The organism is Streptomyces aurantiacus, assembly GCF_027107535.1.
Taxonomy (GTDB): Bacteria; Actinomycetota; Actinomycetes; order Streptomycetales; family Streptomycetaceae; genus Streptomyces.
Genome location: NZ_CP114282.1, coordinates 218,542 through 235,850, shown reverse-complemented (window position 1 = coordinate 235,850; position 17,309 = coordinate 218,542). Strand labels below are relative to the sequence as shown.

The window sequence follows — 17,309 nt, the reverse complement described above, 5'->3', positions numbered from 1 at the left end:
TGCCCCTGCTGGTCGGCCAGGAGCGAAATCGCTGATGGGATGTCGTGCCTGCCCAGTTGCGGCGTGAGCACAGCCTTATTAGGTCGCTGATGGTTCTCCTGCGGGCTGCTGCCGATCGAGGTCGATGACGGAGGACGAGTTGCTGTTCGTTGGGGACGACTGGGCCCAGGACCACCACGACGTGGAGTTGATGGACGCCGCAGGCCGTCGGTTGTCCAAGGCTCGCCTGCCGGAGGGCGTCGCGGGAATCGAACGACTGCACTCGATGATCGGTGCGGAGCTCGGCGAAGACAGCAAAGCCGAGGTCGTGATCGGAATCGAGACCGATCGGGGCCCGTGGGTACAGGCGCTGATCGCCGCCGGCTACACGGTGTACGCGGTCAATCCGCTGCAGGCATCCCGGTACCGGGAGCGCCTGGCTGTGTCGGGGGCTAAGAGCGACGGGGCCGATGCGCACATGCTCGCTGACATGGTGCGTACCGACTCCCACCAGCTCCGCCCGATCTCCGGGGACACCGCCGACGCCGAAGCGGTCAAGGTCGTGACACGCGCACATAAGACCCTGATCTGGGAACGCACCCGCACCACGCAGCGGCTGCGGCACGCCCTGCTCGACTACTTCCCCGCCGCCCTGGAGGCGTTCGACGACCTCGACGCCCCCGACACCCTGGAACTACTGGCCAAGGCAGCCGATCCGGTCGCCGCTGCGAAGCTGACGACCACACAAATCAGTGCGGCCCTCAAGCGCGCCCGCCGACGCGGCATCCCCCACAAGGTCACCAGGATCCAAGCCGTACTGCGCGCCAAGCACCTGGGCCAGCCCACCGCTGTGACGGCGGCCTACGCCGTCTCCGTTCGCGCACTCATCTCGATGCTGGTCACCTTGAACGAGCAGGTCAAGTTCCTGCACGCGCAGGTCGAGGACTTCTTCGGCGAGCACCCGAACGCCGAGATCATCCGGTCCCAGCCCGGACTGGGAGCGATACTCAGCGCCCGGGTACTCGCAGAATTCGGCGACGACCCGCACCGTTACGCTAGCGCCAAGGCCCGCAAGAACTACGCTGGCACCAGCCCGATCACCCGCGCCTCCGGCAAGAAGAAGGTCGTGACCGCCCGGCACGTCCGCAACGACCGCCTCATCGACGCCCTGATCGCCCAAGCATTCTCCGCACTGCGGGTCTCCCCAGGCGCCAGGGCCTACTACGAGCACCAACGCGCCCGCGGCATCGAGTTCAACGCCGCCTTGCGCCAACTCGCCAACCGGCTCGTGGGCATCCTGCACGGCTGCCTCAAGACCGGCACACCGTACGACGAGGCGACCGCCTGGTCCCACCGAGCCCACGCACTCGCCGCGTGACACCTCAGCCCCTGGGATCGCTGCGTTCCTCGCGGATCGGCGGCGAAATGACCTCGGCTACAGCTCTGGCAGCCGGTCACCGAGATCGGGAGACTGTCGCTTCTCCAGCCAGTAGAGGTAGATCTGCAGGTCGGATGCCAGGCGGCCGCCGATGTAGGACTCGAAGTCGCGGACTGCAGCAGCGATATCCTGGCCCTGCGCGGCATCGCTCTCATCCCATGTGCTCCGCTGGTCGGACAGGTATTGCAGGACCTGTCCGCGGTTACGCCACCACTCCCGAACGGCTTCCGGTGTCCACCGGGAGTCGCCGTCACAGCCGTACCCCCCGAACGGGTCGTCGCCTGCCGCGTCGACTAGCACGGTGGTCTCCGCAGGCGTTCTGGGCTGGCGATAGACATACTCGGTAAGGTATTCACCCCCGTAGAGGACGTGGGCGGGCGCTGCAAGCCGTCCAGTCCAGCAGGTGTCGGTCTCCCCGCCGTAGAAGGGCCCGGGGACGTTGAGCCACAGCCGGTCCTCCCAGCAGCCCCGAAACGCATTGTGGTCCCTGCTGCGGACGGTAGTCACCGGATCGAAGTAGAGCGTCACCCGCCGAGGCTAGGGCATCCGTTCGAGCCGAACGCCCGCGCGACAAAGGCAACCCACGCGCCTACTGATTGGACACTCCAGCTCATGGGATGTCTGTCAAGTCCTGCATGTTGAGCGAAGGGGGCTCTCAGACCTATGCGCGGATGGCAGAGACAGGGCCAGCGGCAGCAGACGCGTCCCTGGGGGCACTGCGGCCAGCTCAGCAGAGGGCGGGAAGTTGCAGCCGGGACTGTGGTGGTGCCGTACTCATGGCCGGATTCGATACGGAGCCATCGATCCCCCGCGCGCTACGGTGCCCGGGGGCGGCCATGCGGGATACATCGTCGGCGTTCGTGGGTCGGGAGCAAGAGGGTGAGGAGCTCCGTGCGCGACTCGCGTTCGCCGAGCGGCAGGAGCCGCAGCTCGTCCTCGTGTCGGGTGAGGCGGGCATCGGCAAGACCGCCTTGGTCCGCAGATTCCTATGCGGCCAGGACGGGGTGCGGGTGCTGTGGGCGGCGGGCGAGGAGAACGAGCGGTCGCTGCCGTACGGGGTGCTCGCCCAGCTCACGGACGGCAAGGGGGCGTACCGGGACCCGTTCGCAGCAGGTGCGGAACTGCTCGACCTTTTGGGCGCCGCCGACGGTGACTGCCGTGCCTTGGCCGTGGTGGTCGACGACGTGCACTGGGCCGACACCCCGTCGCTGCACGCTCTGGCCTTTGCCTTGCGGCGCCTGCGAGTCGACCGAGTCCTGACCGTGCTCCTGACGCGCGACCCAGACGACGCGCGGCTGCCCGCGGGGCTGCACCGGCTGTGCGACGATGACCAGACCCTGCGGATCGCCCTGGAAGGCCTCACCGCGGACCAGATCGGCGCGCTCGGCCTGGCGCTGGGCGCCGCCCCTCTCACGCGCGGCGCGGTGCTGCGGCTGCGCGACCACACGGGCGGGGTACCGCTGCACGTGCGGGCACTGGTACGGCAGGTGCCCGCCGAACTGCTCGCGGGGGCAGGGCCGTTGCCCATTCCGCGCGGGCACCAGCTGCTCGTCGGCAGTGCGCTGGCGAAGTGTTCTGCTCGGGCCCGGCGTTTCGTGCAGGCGGGGAGCGTCCTGGGGGTGGCCTTTCCCATACGGGCCGCGGCCGTGGCCGGTGAAGTCGACGAGGCCCTGGCGGCGCTGACGGAGGCGGTACGGGCCGGGCTCCTGGAGGAGGAGAGCGTCGGCGGCAACGCGCGCGCCAGGTTTCCGCATCCGCTCCTGAGGGCCGCGGTCTACCAGGGGCTTGAAGCCGAGCTGCGGGCGCGGCTCCATCTGCGGGCCGCGGAGAGGGCGGATGATCCGGGGGCCGCACTTGAGCACCGGGCCTGTGCCACCGTCGGCTTCGACGGCGAACTTGCGGACCAGTTGACTGAGTTGGCGCGCATGTCCGGCGAGGACGGGGCATGGGCGGCCGCCGCGGCACGGCTGCGGACGGCGGCCACGCTCACCCCGGGCCGCCTGGAGCGGGAGCGGCGCGTCCTGGAGTGCGCGGAGAGCCTGCTGCTGGCCGGAGACGTGGCCCAGGCCCAGGCCATGACGGACGAACTGCGCCGACTGACCGACGGCGCGGGCCGCCGCTATCTGCTCGGCCGCCTCGCCCTCACCGTGGGCCACCAGGACGAGGCGGCCAGGCTGCTCTCGGCCGCCTGGTACGACCGAGCGCCGCACGACTCGCCCCATGTGGCCGCCCGCGCGGCCGAACAGCTCGCCTGGCTGAACCTGATCCGCGGCGACGGTGCCGAGGCCGTCACCTGGGCGGCCCGCGCCGGCGACTCGGGAACCACCGGCCCGCTCGACGTCACCGGTCTCGGCCTGGCTCTGACCGGCCGTACGCAGGACGGGCTCGCGGCGCTCGACCGTCCGGCACCCCTCGGCGGACGCCATCCGCTGGACGGTGTCCTGGCCCGGGGCGTGCTCCTGATGTGGCGCGGTGAACTCGCGCGCGCCCGAACGGCGCTCGCCGAGGCCGCCGACGGGCATCTGCACCGGGGCGGGCTGCCCGGACTCGGCATTCTCGCGACGGGCTTCCTCGCCGAGGCGGCCTACCGCGGCGGCGACTGGGACGCCGCGCTCGCCCACGCCCATCAGAGCCTCTCCCTCGCGCAGGACACCGACCAGCAGTGGCTGATGGCGTTCGCCCACGCCATGACCGCGGGCCCGCTCGCCGGACGCGGCGAGCACGACGCGGCGCTCGCCCAGGCCGAACAGGCCCTGCGGCACGCCCGCGCGCTCGGCGACGCCAGTGACGCCGCGTACGCGACGACCGCGCTCGCCCAGGTGCGGGCCGCCGCCGGGGACCACGCCGCAGTGGTGGATGCGCTCTACGCCTTGCGCGGGCCCGAGTTCGAGCATCGGGACAGCATCGACGAGCCCGGGTTCTTCCCCTGGCCCGCGCTACTGGCCGAATCCCTGGCCCGCACCGGCCGGGGCGCCGAGGCGGCCGAGTTCCTCGTCCACCACGAGAGGGCCGCGGCGGCTCGCGGAGGTCCCGCCGCGCGGGCCGCGCTCGCGCGGGCACGGGGCGCGGTGCACACGGCGGCCGGGGAGCGGGGCGCGGCAGCGGCGGCGTTCCGCGGCGCGCTCGAACTGCTCGACGGGGCGGGGCATCCATTCGAGGAGGCACAGACCCTGTTCTCGTACGGCCAGTTGCTGCGGCGCGACGGGAAGCGGGCGGCCGCCGCGGAGCGGTTCGAGGCGGCGCGCGCTCTGTTCGGCGCCCTGGCGGCCCTGCCGTATGCGGGCCGCTGCGAGCGCGAGTTGGCGGCTTGCGGGGCACGCGCGCACACCTCCGACGGGCGTTCCTCCGGTGAGCGGGCCCAGGCCGTGGCGCGGCTCACCCCGCAGGAACTGGCCGTGGCCCGGCTCGCCGCGCAGGGTCTCACCAACCGGCAGATCGCCCGCGAACTGCTGCTCAGCACCAAGACGGTGGAGCACCATCTGGGCCATGCGTACGGGAAGCTGGGGATCAGGTCGCGCGTCGGGCTCGTCGCGCTGCTCGGCCCGGCGTGAGGGGCGGCCGGCGGCGTCATGTCTTCCACCGGGGGTCGCGCAGCAGGTCGGTGAAGACGAGCCGGAACAGGTCGGTGGGCAGGTTTACGGTGACGCGGTAGTAGATCTGACCCTTCTTGTCCTTCGCCTCAGCCACCTTGAACTTCGCGCCCGCCACCACGCCGACCCTCGAGTACGCCACGTCCGGCATGTGCACGACCTTGTCGAGGGGCAGCTCTCCCGGAGTCTCCACGCCGGTCTTCGGGTCGACGACGGTGAAGGTGAGCATCGCCCCCTCCTCGTCGCGTACTTCGTCCATGCGCTCGTAGACCTTGGCCATCTGTCCAGGGATCTCCTCCTTGGCGCCGCGCGTCTTGTCCTCGCCGAACCGGAGCAGATGCTGGTCGTCGGCGTTGTGGCTGATCGCCGCATGGTCGCAGTACTTGACCCCTTTGGCCTGTCCCTTCAGCCGGATCCTCAGATCGCGTACGGCCATCAGCTCCGCATCGAACGGCTTGGTCACCTTCACCGGGCGCATCCGTCCGTCCATAAAGACGTCCGTTCCCTTGGCGACAGCGTCGTCGGCGAGCAGACGCACATTGGTGTCGAAGATGTGCAGGACCATGATCGCCCCGGGCATCCGGGGCCCCTCGAACTCGAAGTACTGACCCACCAGCGCCGATGCGGTGATCTTCGTGTCCTTCAGCTCGAGGAACGTCCGCAGCACCTGCTCCTCGAACCGGACGATTCCGCCGGGCGGCATCTGCGCATGGGGCAGGCCCACGCGGGTGATCGACTCATGGAGCGCCTCCATGAGGTCCTTGCTCCTGATGGTGGCCTCGGTGAAGCCGATGCCCTTGGGATGCGGCCCATGGAGGTACTGCTTGCGATCCATCTTGATGCCAGCCGAGGCAAGCACCTTGTCGACCAGGAACTTTCCGGCGGCGAGCGGGGGGTCGGCCGGCTTCCACCTGCTGTCGGCCGCCCACCCCTTCCTGTTCCGGTCCCACCCCTTCGTAGGCGACCACGGGGATGTCCGTACCGCCTTGCCACCACCGACCTTGTCCGCCATGCCGCTAACCCTCCGGCCCCAGGAGGCTCTCCATGTCGCTCACGGCCCCCTCCACCTCGAATGCCGCGTTCAGCCCCTCGACCTTGGACACGCCGATCCGAACGACCAGCTCCAGGAACATGGGGCCCAGCGACTGACGCAACATCTTCGCGTGGCCGAGCAGTTCGCCCACGGCGCGCAGCCCGTCGGGGTCGTCCTGGGCGAGAACGTGCAGCAGGTCGCGGGCCTCGTCCTCGGCGTCCCCGGCCGCCCCAAGGAGCTGGACGACCGAGACCGTCATGAGCGCAAGACCGAGCCAGAAGGCGGCGCCCGCGGCCAGATCCAGAGCGGCGACAAGGAGGGGAGCCACCGCCACCGCGCCGGCGCCGAACGGGAAGAAGGCGAGGAACGCGAGGATCGACAGAGCGGCGGCGAGCTTTGCGAGCAGGCTCAGGAGGGTCTGCCACTCCTTCGTCGAGCGCGCCTTCTCCGCCAAGTGCTGCGCGAGCCGCTTGCGGTAGCGCAGCAGGACCCTGCGCCGCCAGATCTCCGCCTCGCTCTCGTCCTCGAAGGTGAGGTCGGCGAGCAGGTGCGGATTGGCGAGGAGGCGCTGCTCCTTGTCCGTACGGGCAAGGACGATGTCGAGGACCGTCTGCTCGGGGCCGCCCTCGGGCAGATCGATGGGCGGGGGTGGAAACGTCTGGGTGTACTCCAGCCAGACGGTGGACCTCGGCCGACCGACCGTGGCGAGCTGCCCGTCGAGGTCGGCGACGAGAGCGGTGATCCTGTCGGTGATCGCCCGGGCGAGGTCGAGGCCCGCCTTTCGCACCGCAAGCGGATCCTCGGAGGACTCGGGTAACTCCCGTACGGATACGGGCAGATCGCCGAGGACCAGGATGGCCGAGGGGAACACCGTGTGCAGCTCGGCGATGATCTTCTCGATGGCCTTGAGCTTCTCGCGGTGCGGCGCGGCGAAGGCCTCGTACCAGAGGTCCGCGCCACTGCCCTTGTCCCGCTGCTTCGTCGGCACCTTCTGGTTGCGCCAGTTCATCTGACGGGCGAGCCGCTCGGCCTCGGCCGACTCGACGGCGTACCGGCGGCAAAGCCTGGTCGTGGCGCGCTCGATCTCGGCGTCGATGATGCGCGGCCCCGAGTCCTCGGGCTCGGTGCCCGCGCCCACGATCTCGCTCCGGCTGAACAGGTCGCGGTACCCGACGAGTTGCACCCTTGCGGCTTCCCAGCTCGTACGGGCGAACTGCACGGCAGCGTGCTCGATTCCGATTAGCGCCCGTGTGACGAGCACGGAGACCACCTTCATCGTGTCCAGGTACAGCTTGACCGCCTGCCACGGCCAGGTGCCGTCGGCCGTCATCCGGCTGTAGCCCGCCTTGAGCGTCTCCCAGCCGAACAGCCCATACGCCCGCAGCATGTCCTCGAGGAGCCGCTCGTCGAAGCGCAGCCCGCACACGGTACTGCGTCCGTCGAGCGAGGCGGGCACGATCACCATGTCGTGCGGCAGCAGCGCTCCGTCGTGGGTACGGAACGGCTCGTACACCTGCGCCTGCCACCACGCCCCGACCAGCGCCATCCTCGGATCGGACAGGGACCCGCCGCCCCCCGTGACGAGCGGCGGGTCTACGCCCGGGCCAGGGTCGAGCTCCAGGACCGCGCGCATCACGCCTCCCCGGGCTGCTTGTCGAGGGCCGCGCGTTCGGCCTTGATGTCGGGCAGCGTGTCGGGGCCGCCGTGCAGTTTCACCAGGGACGTAGGCACCACGAACGTCCAGGGGGCGCCGTCCGGTTCGCCGCCGAGCCGGTCGTCGCTCTGCTTGCGCAGCTCCTCGTGCAGCGGCAGGAACAGCGGATCGCCGATGACGGGCGCGGGCCCGCCGGCCCACGGCTGCCTGGTGGCCAGATAGTGCAGTACGGCGTCCTCGTACGCGGGAGTGACCGCGACCAGGACCCGTGCCATGCCGGCGCGCAGGAAGGCCGTGAAGTTCGGGTCGGTGTCGTCGGAGCGGTTCATCAGCTCGACCCAGCGCGGGAGTTTGGCCCAGAAGTACGGATAGAACAGATACGACAGGTGGTGCCACTCGAAGGCCTGCTCCAGGAACTGCACATGGATGCCGCGCTTCCTGGCGGCGTCGATGCTGATCGACGGATAGGACTGCTCCTCCTCGGAGGAGGCCTCGAAGCCGGCGGTGGTCGGCGGCGAGTGGTCCGCCTTGCGGTGGACCTTGAAGAGAGTGCGGTCGATCTTGGTGGTGCGGCCGGTCAGCGGGTCGTCCCCCTGCAGCAGGTCGTCGGTGTCGTCGGTGTCGAACTCCTTGGTGATCAGCGTCAGACAGTGCTTCTTGATCTCCTCGTCCATCACCGCCTTGTTCACCGCACTCGCGCGGCCCTGCAACACGTCGTGGACGGTGAGCGCCTTCAGCTCCTCGATCTTTTGCCGGTACTCGGAGAGTTCGGCTTCGTAACGGGCCGCCTCCTGCTCGTAGCGCTTGTCGAGCTTGCGCTGCTCGGCCTCGCGCACGGTTTCGTAGACGTTGTGCTGCCAGTCCTCCATGGTCTTGGTGGTGGGGACGAGTTCGATGCCGAGGGAGACTGAGTAGTACTCCAGCTTGCCGCTGAAGCGCAGCTGCAGGGCGACCTCGTCCGAGGTCGGCAGGACGGGCTCGATCGGCTGCACGGTGTGGTGCTCGGTGTAGATCATCGGTTCGTCGTAGCGCTCCCAGACCAGGCGTTGGTCCAGCTGCACCGCGAGCCCGTTGCGTTTCTTGTCTTTGTCGCGTCCTTCGAAGTTGTAGTTCGCCGTCAGCTCCGCGGTGGCGACCTGGTAGCCCTTGGCGCCGTCGATGTGACAGGAATAGACCTTCGAGTAGTTGAGCGGTTCCTCGAAGCTGTTGGCGGTGAAGACGCTCATACGGGTCTCCGCGTCCCGCAGCACCATCTTGCGCAGCAGCTCGGGGCGCGGCAGATGGCGCAGGTCGTAGCGAATGCTCAGCGCGGCGTACCGGCTGGGCACCTCCTGCCACGTGAACCCGAGATCCACCTCCTTCTCGACCGGCTTCGGCCACGGTGGCTGCGGAACGTCCAGTGTGTCGGCGACGGCGCGCAGCCGGGACGCGGCCCAGAACGCGGCGGGCTCGGGCACCAGGAACTCGAACATCAGGCGCTTGCCGTAGTTGAACACCTGGGCCGTGTACTGCTTGTCGACCCACCGGTAGATACCGGACACGTGCGTGGCGTTCGCCTTGTCGTTGGTGAACGTGTGGAGGTTCTTCTCCTCCGTCTCCAGGTGCAGCGCCGAGCTGCGCTGCGAGACGGTCTGACTGGTGACCCGCTGCACCGCCTTGTCCATCACCTCGCGAGCAAAGTTCTGCGCGGTGCGGGTGGTGTCGTCCGCGGTCCGGTTGTACGAGAACCCGGCGCCGACCGTGGCGAGCACCATGTCGCTCTTGTAGCTGACCGAGGCGTTCGCGGTGACGCCGAGCGCGGATTTCACTACCTGCTCGGCCTCGTTCTTGACCTCGAAGCGCTGGGTGGTCTGGACGTCCCGGGTGGACTCCTCGCTGCTGGTGTCACTGAATGAGAAGGTTTGGTCGGACTTCTCCAGCCGCCGGTGGTCGTTGGTCTTGGTCTCGCCCTTCATCACGTTGTGGATGTGCGAGATCTCCCCGGGCAGATACGCCGTCAGCCACTGGCGTACCACCTTGAGGTCGCCGACACCGATGGGCTTGATGTCGTTGAACGGCTTCACGTACCAAAAGAGCCGGGCGAACACCGGATGAACCACGGGCGAGGCCCGCATGCACTCCCTGAGGTCCGCGGCCGAGCCGAATAGCGGGAAACCGCGCACCGGTGCGGCCAGGTCCCAGCCCTGCAGCTGGGGATGGAAGGTGCAGAGGGCTTCGAGCAGGGCGCGTTCGCCGGGCGTGACCTTCTTGTTCGCGCGCGCACGTGCCAACAGGGCGTCGACGGCAAGGAGATGGAGCAGGTGTAGGACGCGCAGCCCGTCGATGATCGCTTCCAGGTTGACGAGATGGCGCCGGCGGACCACGTACAGGAAACAGAGGGCGTCGAAGAGTGTGCGGCGGGCCTTGCGGTAGTCGGCGGTGTGGGCCCCGTCGGCCGTGAACACGAGCGTGTGCAGGGCGTCGCACCGTACGCCGAAGACCGCGGCGAGTCGCTCGCGGAGCCGGCCGGCCTTCCACGGCGTCGCCTTCTGTTCCTCGCTGATGACGGAGAGGGCCCGCATGAGCCCCTCGATCAGCGGGTTGTCCTGTGGGAGTGAGTCGAGCCGGTCGGGGAGCAGGACGTGCCAGTTCTTGTGGGCGACGACGGTGAGCCTGGCGAGGTCGTCGAGCGGCAGCCGGTTGTCCGCCCGGGAGGACGTGGCGTGGGTGCCCTCGGTGTCCTCGTCCGGTGACTCGACGCACGGGAAGTAGTGCGGCAGCAGATTGAGAAGTGAGTCGATCAGCTCCTGTGTGCGCAGCTCGGCCGGGTCGTCCTCGCCTGCCGGGTCGCAGAAGACCTTGCCGAACACGAGCCTGCCGACGACCGATTGGCTCTTGTCGCTGTGCAGATCCTCGGCACGGCACCGGATGACGGGCGCGCTATCGTCGGCGCCCACGGCGACGAACGCCTCGTCCTGGATGTAATGCCTGGCCAGGGTGGTGGCGGAGGGGGATTCGGGTGCACGCACGACCATGAAATCGAACACGGGCTCCTGGGCACTGGTCATGTCCTGGCCTCACCCGTTGTCGTGCCGGCCGGAGGTGCCCGGACCGAGACCGAGCGGCTGCGCGCAGGACGCGTCGCCCAGGCTCCTCAGCGCGGCACCCCAGGTGTAGCAGCGGGTGATGAGCGAGGTCAGCTCCTCGTTGCTGCCGTCCTCCTGGAAGTCGAGTACGGAGATCAGCGCCTCGGTGCCGCGCAGCGCCGCACGCTGACGGTTGCTGACGCTCTCGCGGGTCAGTGCGGGCCCTTCGCCGGTGCCGAGCTGCTGTCCAATCGCCTCGATGAGTTTGTCGGCGTTGGCGTCGGGGACGTACGGCCATTCCTTGCGCGGCGGCGTCGAGATGCCGAAGACGGAGCAGACCCCGGCGTTGCGCAGGATCGTGTACGCGCGGTCGCGGGCGATCCCGGCCAGTGCGTCGGCGGCCGCCCACTCCAGGGCGTCGCCGGCCAGGCCTGTCAGGTAGTCCTTGAGCGGGCGGTGCGAGGTGCGGACCCGTTCGCGGAGCATCTCCTCGCCCGTGTCGAAGACCCGCTCGGCGAACGCGCCCGCCGCCGAGATCAGATCCGCGCTCAGCCGTGCGAAGTCGCCTTCGGCGGACTGGTTGCCGCCGACGGTGCGGCCGAACACGGCCTGGTAGATGACATCGCGCTGCGCCTTAGACGGGATGCGCTCGTCGGTGCCGTACCGGGCGTGCAGTTCCGCGAGGCGCGGCGCCAAAGGCTGGCGGCCGAGCGCGGTGTATAGCTGCGGACGGCGGAAGAAGTCGGCCGCGACGTGGTGCGCGCAGTCGATCAGCGGGTCGAGTTGGAGATAGAAGTACACGGCGGCGACCTGCCGTGCGTCCGAGGTGACCTTGGTGAATCCGGCCTCGTCGGTGATGCGGTGGTGCGGGTCCGCCGCTGGGGCGGAGGCGGCTGAGGCACGGGACGGGGTGGTCATGGGGCACCTTCCTCACTGTGCGTGGAGGCGGCTGAGGTGCTTGGACCGTAGAGCCGGGGGAAGCCGGGCGCGTCAGGGTGCGACTGGGTGATTCCCCCGGGTCGTGCCTCTCTGGCAGGCGTCGACATGCGTGCTACATAAACGAGTTCGAGCCTCGCCGCCGCTCCAGCTGCCGCGTTGATGTGTGCCCACCGAGTACCGCCAGCCGTAGGCGGCCGCCACTGCCCTGGCCGCCTCGAACTTCAGCGCGTCCTCTTTTTTGATCAGCTTCATCGGGCGGACGTCCAGCAGCCACATCCCGCCGCCGATCACGGAGGAAGACGCTGCCTGATCCCGGCCGCGTATTAGGGTGGGCCCGCTGGCTGCATGCCACGGGTCCACGACCGGCACGTAGGTCTACCTCTTACTGGCTCTAACAAAAGCTGTTGATCATGTGACTGTTGGCTTGTCTGCTCGTTGGTCTGGTTGTGGCGAAACGTTAGCCGCGGCCGTGGATCGTGTCGGATGAACTGTGGTCGCTGATCGAGCCGTTACTGCCCGGACCAGGTCCGAAGCTGGTCGAGGGCAGACCGCGGGTGCCGGACCGGCAGGCTCTGTGCGGGATCCTGTTCGTCCTGCACACCGGCATCCAGTGGGAGTACCTGCCGCAGGAGCTGGGCTTCGGATCCGGCATGACCTGCTGGCGCCGTCTGGCGGCCTGGAACGAGGCCGGCGTCTGGGACGACGCGATGACATCCACGAAGCATTCCTCGGACTCGCCGTCTGCCTGATCACCCACCGCCACGTCCAACGGCTTTGTTAGGGCCTTTAAGAGGTCGTTTTCTTCCAGTGTTTTATCCCGGAATCAGATGTTTGGTCTGCGGTGTCGGGTCGCGCCAGGAGATGGTGTTCTCGCCGGTGAGGCGGCGGGCCATCAGGTCGGTCATGGCGAGATGGATCATGGCTTCGGAGCGGGCGGGAAGGGTTTCGTAGTCGCGGGCCAGGCGGCGGTGGAGCATGAGCCATCCGTAGGTCCGCTCGACCGCCCACCGCTTCGGGATCGGGGTGAAACCCCTGGTCCCGGGTGTGCGGGCGGTGATTTCCATGTCGATGCCGAGGGTGGCGGCGTGCTCGACGAGGTGCTGGCGGTAGCCGCCGTCGACCCACACCTTGCGGATGCCGGGATGGCCGGCGGCAACCTGGTCGAGGAGCTGAGTGCCGGCCACGGAGTCCTGGACACTGGCCGCGGTGACCAGCACCGCCAGCAGCAGGCCGAGCGTGTCGGTCACGATGCTCCGCTTTCGGCCCACGATCTTCTTGCCGGCGTCGATGCCCTGGCTGGAGGCGTGAACGCTGGAGGAGGTCTTGACGCTCTGAGCGTCGATCACACAGGCCGACGGCTCGGACTCCCGTCCTTCCTTCTGTCGCAACAGCTGCCTGAGCAGACCGTTGAGCTGGGCGAACACACCTTCCTGCTGCCACTTCGTGAAGTAGCCGTAAACCGTGTTCCAGTGCGGGAAGTCGTGCGGGAGGTAGCGCCACTGAACCCCGGTCCGGTCCACATACAAGATCGCGTCCATGATGTCGCGCAGATCATGCTCGGGCGGCCGGCCGAAGTCCAGGGCCCTGCCGCGGCGCTCGAAGCGCCAGGCGGACAACACCGGCTCGACCAACCCCCAGCGGGCATCGGACAGATCACTCGGATACGGACGTCGCGCAGACATGCTTCCGGCATACCGCTCCGGACCAAGTGCGCCCAGGCGCACATCGGTGACGGCGGAAGCACGCAGAAGAACCGGGCGTCCTGGGATGAGACAGGAACAAGCCTCATCCCGCACCGCCCGTCACCCCATCCGATTCACAGGCCCCAATCACTCCCGCTGCCCCTTCCGCACCACAGTCCCACGCCCTGGGAACCGGTTTATATATGAGCAGTACGGATGAAAACGACCTCTTAGAGCAGTAGAGGTTCAGCGGTGCTTGGTGCCGCCGTAGCGGAACGGGACCTTGGCAGCTGTCGGACTGCACGGAAGATTTCAGGGGCAGCCCTGTGACCTGGGGGTACTGAAATCTTCCGTGCGGCACCTCGGGGCGGTGCGAACGCACCGATCACTTCAGCCCAGTAGACGTCGCGTTGTCTCTCTGCCGTGTGAGGGACGGGTCAGCGTTTGACGCGGCTGCGGACGGCGAGGACGGCCAGTCCCAGGAGGACGGGTTCGGCCAACCGGGAGATCATCTCGGTGTAGGTACCGGTGGTGGTGAGGTCCTGGCCGGAAGAGCGGAAGACCACCGAATTGATCACCACCCGCAGACTCTTCTCCCATCGTTCGGTGGTGACGCGTTCGATCAGCGGGCCGGTGGGATTGACCGGGTCGGGAGTATCAGTGGTGAGGACCATCTTCTGCCCGGCAGTGACCTGGCGGCCGGTGGTGGTCGGTTTCGGGTCGTCGGTGGGCAGGCCCCACAGCATCATCACCGCAATGGTGGCGGCCATGGCCGCCACCAGCCAGGCCAGGGCACGGGTGGCGCGCAGCCCGTACCCGGACAGGGCCCAGTAAGCGCTCAACAGCGCCCGCTCCCCCCAGGGTCGGCCGGTGTCATGGCGGCGCATCTCGCACTCGCCGTAGTAGAAGTCGGCGGCGTCCGGCTCGTTCTTGCCGTCCTCCAGGGACTTGCGCAGCTGCCGGTACAGCGATGCCACCGCCGCCGGCTTCAGCTCCGGGGCGTCCCGTGGCTGGCTCGTCCAGCCACGGGCGGTGGCCCGGCCGGGGTGGCGGGCGGTGCGGACGCGCCAATGGTGTTCCTCGATCAAGGTGTTGCGCCGGCTCCATCGCCAGGGGAAACGTCGGCTCCAGTTGGTGGGGGTGGTGGCGAAGGTGCACCAGCCGTCGACCTTCAGCTGGTCGAGGTGGACGGCGCCAGCGAACCGGCACCTGCTCAGGTCGATGTCGTGCAGCGCCAAGTGCGCGGCATCCACCCCGCCCACCGACGTCACGCCCACCTCGGCCTCAAGATCGGACAACTCTGACTCCGGTGACCAGGAACCAGCCTCGTCGTGTATGGGGAAAGGGGTGGGGCGGGCGGAAACCATCACTGGGTACTCGCAGACGGCGTCTTGCAGGTCCAATTCGGCGTAGCGCAGGTGCAACGTGGCGGCCGATGCCCACCGGGTGCGCGCACAGCTCACCTGGCGGGCGGCAATCTTCATCGTCACCGGCTGCTGGAACACCGCAGCGTCCAATGCCACTCGCTTACCGCACACCAGCGGCCCAAAGCGTGGTGCCAGTTCAAACCGTGCCCCATGGAAATGGGCGTTGCCGGAGAAGGACACCCAGGCGAACTGGGTGTCGCCGGAGAAGGACACATTTCCGAACCAGGCGTCGGCGGAAAAGGACGCGCCAATGAACCAGGCGTCGCTGGAGAAGGACGCCCCGCTGAAAAGGGCGTCCCCGGAGAAGGACACCTGCGCGAACCAGGCGTCCCCGGAGAAGGACACCTTGTCAAACTGGGCGTCGCCCGAGAATGAGGCCCAGGCGAACATGGCGACGCCGATGTGGGCCTGACCGGTGGAGGGCTCGCGTAGGGCGGTTAGTAGCTGGTCCAGCAGCTCAGTGGTAAAGGGGGTGCCGCGGTGGTCGATGTCGGCGCCGGGGGGCAACGCCGCGAGGTAGGCGGCGCGGTCGACTTCTTCCAAGTGAGCCAGGCAGGCGGTGCGGTCACCGACGCGGATGCCGTGGCAGCCGACCGGATCGGCCAGGGTCGCGCCGTGGCCGCAGTGCGGCCAGTACGGCTGCGTGCTGGACGGTGGTTCGGGTGCAGCAGTAGTCATGCCTGAGGGACGTACCGGTGCCGTGGAGCAGTTGCAGGACCAGGTGACAGGGGGCAGGGGACTGAAAGCTCTGGTGCGCTACTGAGATCTTGGGTGCGGTCCGACAGCAGTTGCCTCGTTCGCGGCATGGCTCAGGCGCCGGTACTCGGTGGTCTCGTAGGTGATGCCGGCGGTGCGCTCACGATCCAGGTTGGCGTTGAATGTGGCGTCGGCTTCCTCCATCGCGGCGATGTTGGCCTTGTCGCTTTGGGTCGTGCGGAGGCGGCCGGTCAGGACGAAGAGGGTGCCGACGATGATGATCGCGATGAAAAGGGTCAGCAGCACGACGGGTCCTTTCTGTGCTGGGGTTGGGGATGCTGGCCGTGCTCGGGACCGGCACGCCAAGCGGCGGGGGTAGCAGCGGCGCGTTGGCTGTTCCGGCCCCCTGTACCGCCCCCGGACCCGGTGGCCGGGCCCGAAGGGCGGACAGACAGACGTCAGTTCGGCGACGGCGGCACGAACGGGAAGTAGGGCATGTGCGGGGGCGTCTCGGTCCGTGGCATCTGGATCTCCGCGCGGACCTCCACGTCGGGAGTGGGCGGCGCCTCGTTGTGCACGTCGACGTGGACGGCGGCCGGCCGAAGACGCAGACCGCGCAGCGCCAGGCCGGACAGGGCCGCCCAGGCCAGGAGCGCGACTCCGGCAGCGACCTGGCGGCCGGGCTCGGGGGTTCCGTACTGGTGAAGAGGCGGTGTTCTGACCCTGCGCTATTCGGTCACTCCCGCCCGTGGCCACGGGCTACGACAAGCACCCCTACAAACAGGTGAAGAGGCGTTGTTGCGGACGCCCCCTTCGGGGGGGGGGGGGGGGGGCCAGCTGCCTGGGGTACATCCTCCGATGCAGATGACACAATTAAGGAAAACGAAAGGGGTTTCCCTGGCTGCTCAGTCATCTGGGACACGAACTGTGCTGGCGGCTGGCGGGAAAAACGCTGGCAGCCCGCCAGCCGCCCTACGCCTCCTGGCCCGAGGGCACAATCAACAAGCCCATTCCAGAAAGCGATACCGACATCCTAGGCAACGGCCAGGCTCTACCTGGCGACGCTGGTGCGCCGTCTCGGCCCCTTCACCTGGCAGATCGGAAAGGACCACCGTGACAACACTTGACGGCCGCGAGGTCTACACCCGCCGTGACCTGATGACCAAGTACGGCATGGCGCTCTCCGCATTGGAAGAGTGGTATCGCAACCGCCGGTGGACCGACCACCCGGAAGCGGCTGGCACAACAGGTCGTGAGCGCGTCTGGGACGCGGCCGAATGGGACCACTGGTACCAGGAGCGGCAGAACACGGCAGGCCTGGTCACACGCGCTGACCTTGAAGAACGCCACGGTCTTGCCCGCAGCACCCTCGAGCGCCTGTGGGCACTAAGGGAAGAAAACGAACATCCCACACCCGTGAAGACACTGGACCGCGTCATGTACTGGGACCACGACCAGTGGGAGGCCTGGTACGCCGACTACAAGAAGCGCACCCAGCGACGCGAGATCCACGTCGACCGCAGCGGGAACCCCGATGACCTGCTGACCCTGGCAGAGGCCGCCCGCGTCCTCGGCGTCACACCCGTCAGCATCACCCACTACCCCAAGCGCATGCCGCGCGGCTGGCCTCAGCCTGCCGAAGAGGAGCAACTCCCCAGTGGCCGCCTACGGCGCTGGTACCGCCGTGCCGACATCTGGACCTACGCCGACACCCGCACCGCCGCCGGACCCCACCGCGCCAAACACCCCAGCAGGAAGCCCCGTGCTGACGGCAACGCGCAGGACCACGCTCCGAGCTAACCGACC

At 68.4% G+C, this 17,309-nt stretch carries 11 protein-coding genes and 1 pseudogene; 4 read left to right on the top strand and 8 right to left on the bottom strand.

The features are described from left to right. Positions 1-139: 139 nt before the first annotated feature. Positions 140-1,357, top strand: coding sequence for an IS110 family RNA-guided transposase (locus O1Q96_RS01040; RefSeq protein WP_269246507.1), 1,218 nt, complete (start codon positions 140-142; stop codon positions 1,355-1,357). A 57-nt stretch (positions 1,358-1,414) separates the two neighbouring features. Here the strand turns inward: O1Q96_RS01040 and O1Q96_RS01035 are convergent, their stop codons facing one another. Continuing rightward, positions 1,415-1,945 (bottom strand): ferredoxin, encoded by a 531-nt coding sequence (locus tag O1Q96_RS01035; RefSeq protein ID WP_269246389.1) that lies wholly within the window; start codon positions 1,943-1,945, stop codon positions 1,415-1,417. 332 nt (positions 1,946-2,277) lie between these two features. Between O1Q96_RS01035 and O1Q96_RS01030 the strand changes: the two genes are divergently transcribed. Then, entirely contained in the window at positions 2,278-4,968 is a 2,691-nt protein-coding gene (locus tag O1Q96_RS01030) for a helix-turn-helix transcriptional regulator (protein ID WP_269246388.1), read from the top strand. A gap of 16 nt (positions 4,969-4,984) precedes the next feature. On the opposite strand, the gene O1Q96_RS01025 is transcribed toward O1Q96_RS01030, so the two are convergent. Genes O1Q96_RS01025 through O1Q96_RS01010 form a run of 4 tightly spaced genes read right to left on the bottom strand, consistent with a single transcriptional unit; the run spans position 4,985 to position 11,677 of the window. Then, positions 4,985-6,019 carry a hypothetical protein gene (locus O1Q96_RS01025; protein WP_269246387.1) on the bottom strand — a complete coding sequence of 345 codons (1,035 nt, stop codon included), beginning with the start codon at positions 6,017-6,019 and terminating at the stop codon, positions 4,985-4,987. Positions 6,020-6,023: 4 nt separating this feature from the next. Then, the gene (locus O1Q96_RS01020) at positions 6,024-7,673 is read right to left on the bottom strand and encodes a hypothetical protein (RefSeq protein WP_269246386.1); all 1,650 of its coding nucleotides are present in this window, start codon (positions 7,671-7,673) and stop codon (positions 6,024-6,026) included. Further along, entirely contained in the window at positions 7,673-10,741 is a 3,069-nt protein-coding gene (locus tag O1Q96_RS01015) for a hypothetical protein (protein ID WP_269246385.1), read from the bottom strand. Before O1Q96_RS01015 ends, O1Q96_RS01020 begins: the two co-directional genes overlap by 1 nt. Positions 10,742-10,750: 9 nt before the next feature. After that, positions 10,751-11,677 carry a hypothetical protein gene (locus tag O1Q96_RS01010; RefSeq protein ID WP_269246384.1) on the bottom strand — a complete coding sequence of 309 codons (927 nt, stop codon included), beginning with the start codon at positions 11,675-11,677 and terminating at the stop codon, positions 10,751-10,753. 494 nt (positions 11,678-12,171) lie between these two features. Here O1Q96_RS01010 and O1Q96_RS01005 point away from each other — a divergent pair. Further along, positions 12,172-12,399 (top strand): annotated as a pseudogene (locus O1Q96_RS01005) (transposase); the annotation flags it as partial. Between the two features lie 111 nt (positions 12,400-12,510). Here the strand turns inward: O1Q96_RS01005 and O1Q96_RS01000 are convergent. From O1Q96_RS01000 to O1Q96_RS00990, 3 genes are all read right to left on the bottom strand, one after another. Further along, positions 12,511-13,380: an IS5 family transposase gene (locus O1Q96_RS01000; protein ID WP_269246383.1), complete on the bottom strand. Its 870-nt coding sequence runs from the start codon at positions 13,378-13,380 to the stop codon at positions 12,511-12,513. A gap of 437 nt (positions 13,381-13,817) precedes the next feature. Next, positions 13,818-15,350: a pentapeptide repeat-containing protein gene (locus O1Q96_RS00995; protein WP_331276010.1), complete on the bottom strand. Its 1,533-nt coding sequence runs from the start codon at positions 15,348-15,350 to the stop codon at positions 13,818-13,820. Positions 15,351-15,563: 213 nt separating this feature from the next. Next, positions 15,564-15,809, bottom strand: coding sequence for a hypothetical protein (locus O1Q96_RS00990; protein ID WP_269246381.1), 246 nt, complete (start codon positions 15,807-15,809; stop codon positions 15,564-15,566). An 807-nt stretch (positions 15,810-16,616) separates the two neighbouring features. On the opposite strand from O1Q96_RS00990, the gene O1Q96_RS00985 reads away from it, so the two are divergent. Continuing rightward, positions 16,617-17,303 carry a hypothetical protein gene (locus O1Q96_RS00985; RefSeq protein ID WP_269246380.1) on the top strand — a complete coding sequence of 229 codons (687 nt, stop codon included), beginning with the start codon at positions 16,617-16,619 and terminating at the stop codon, positions 17,301-17,303. Positions 17,304-17,309 lie beyond the last annotated feature (6 nt).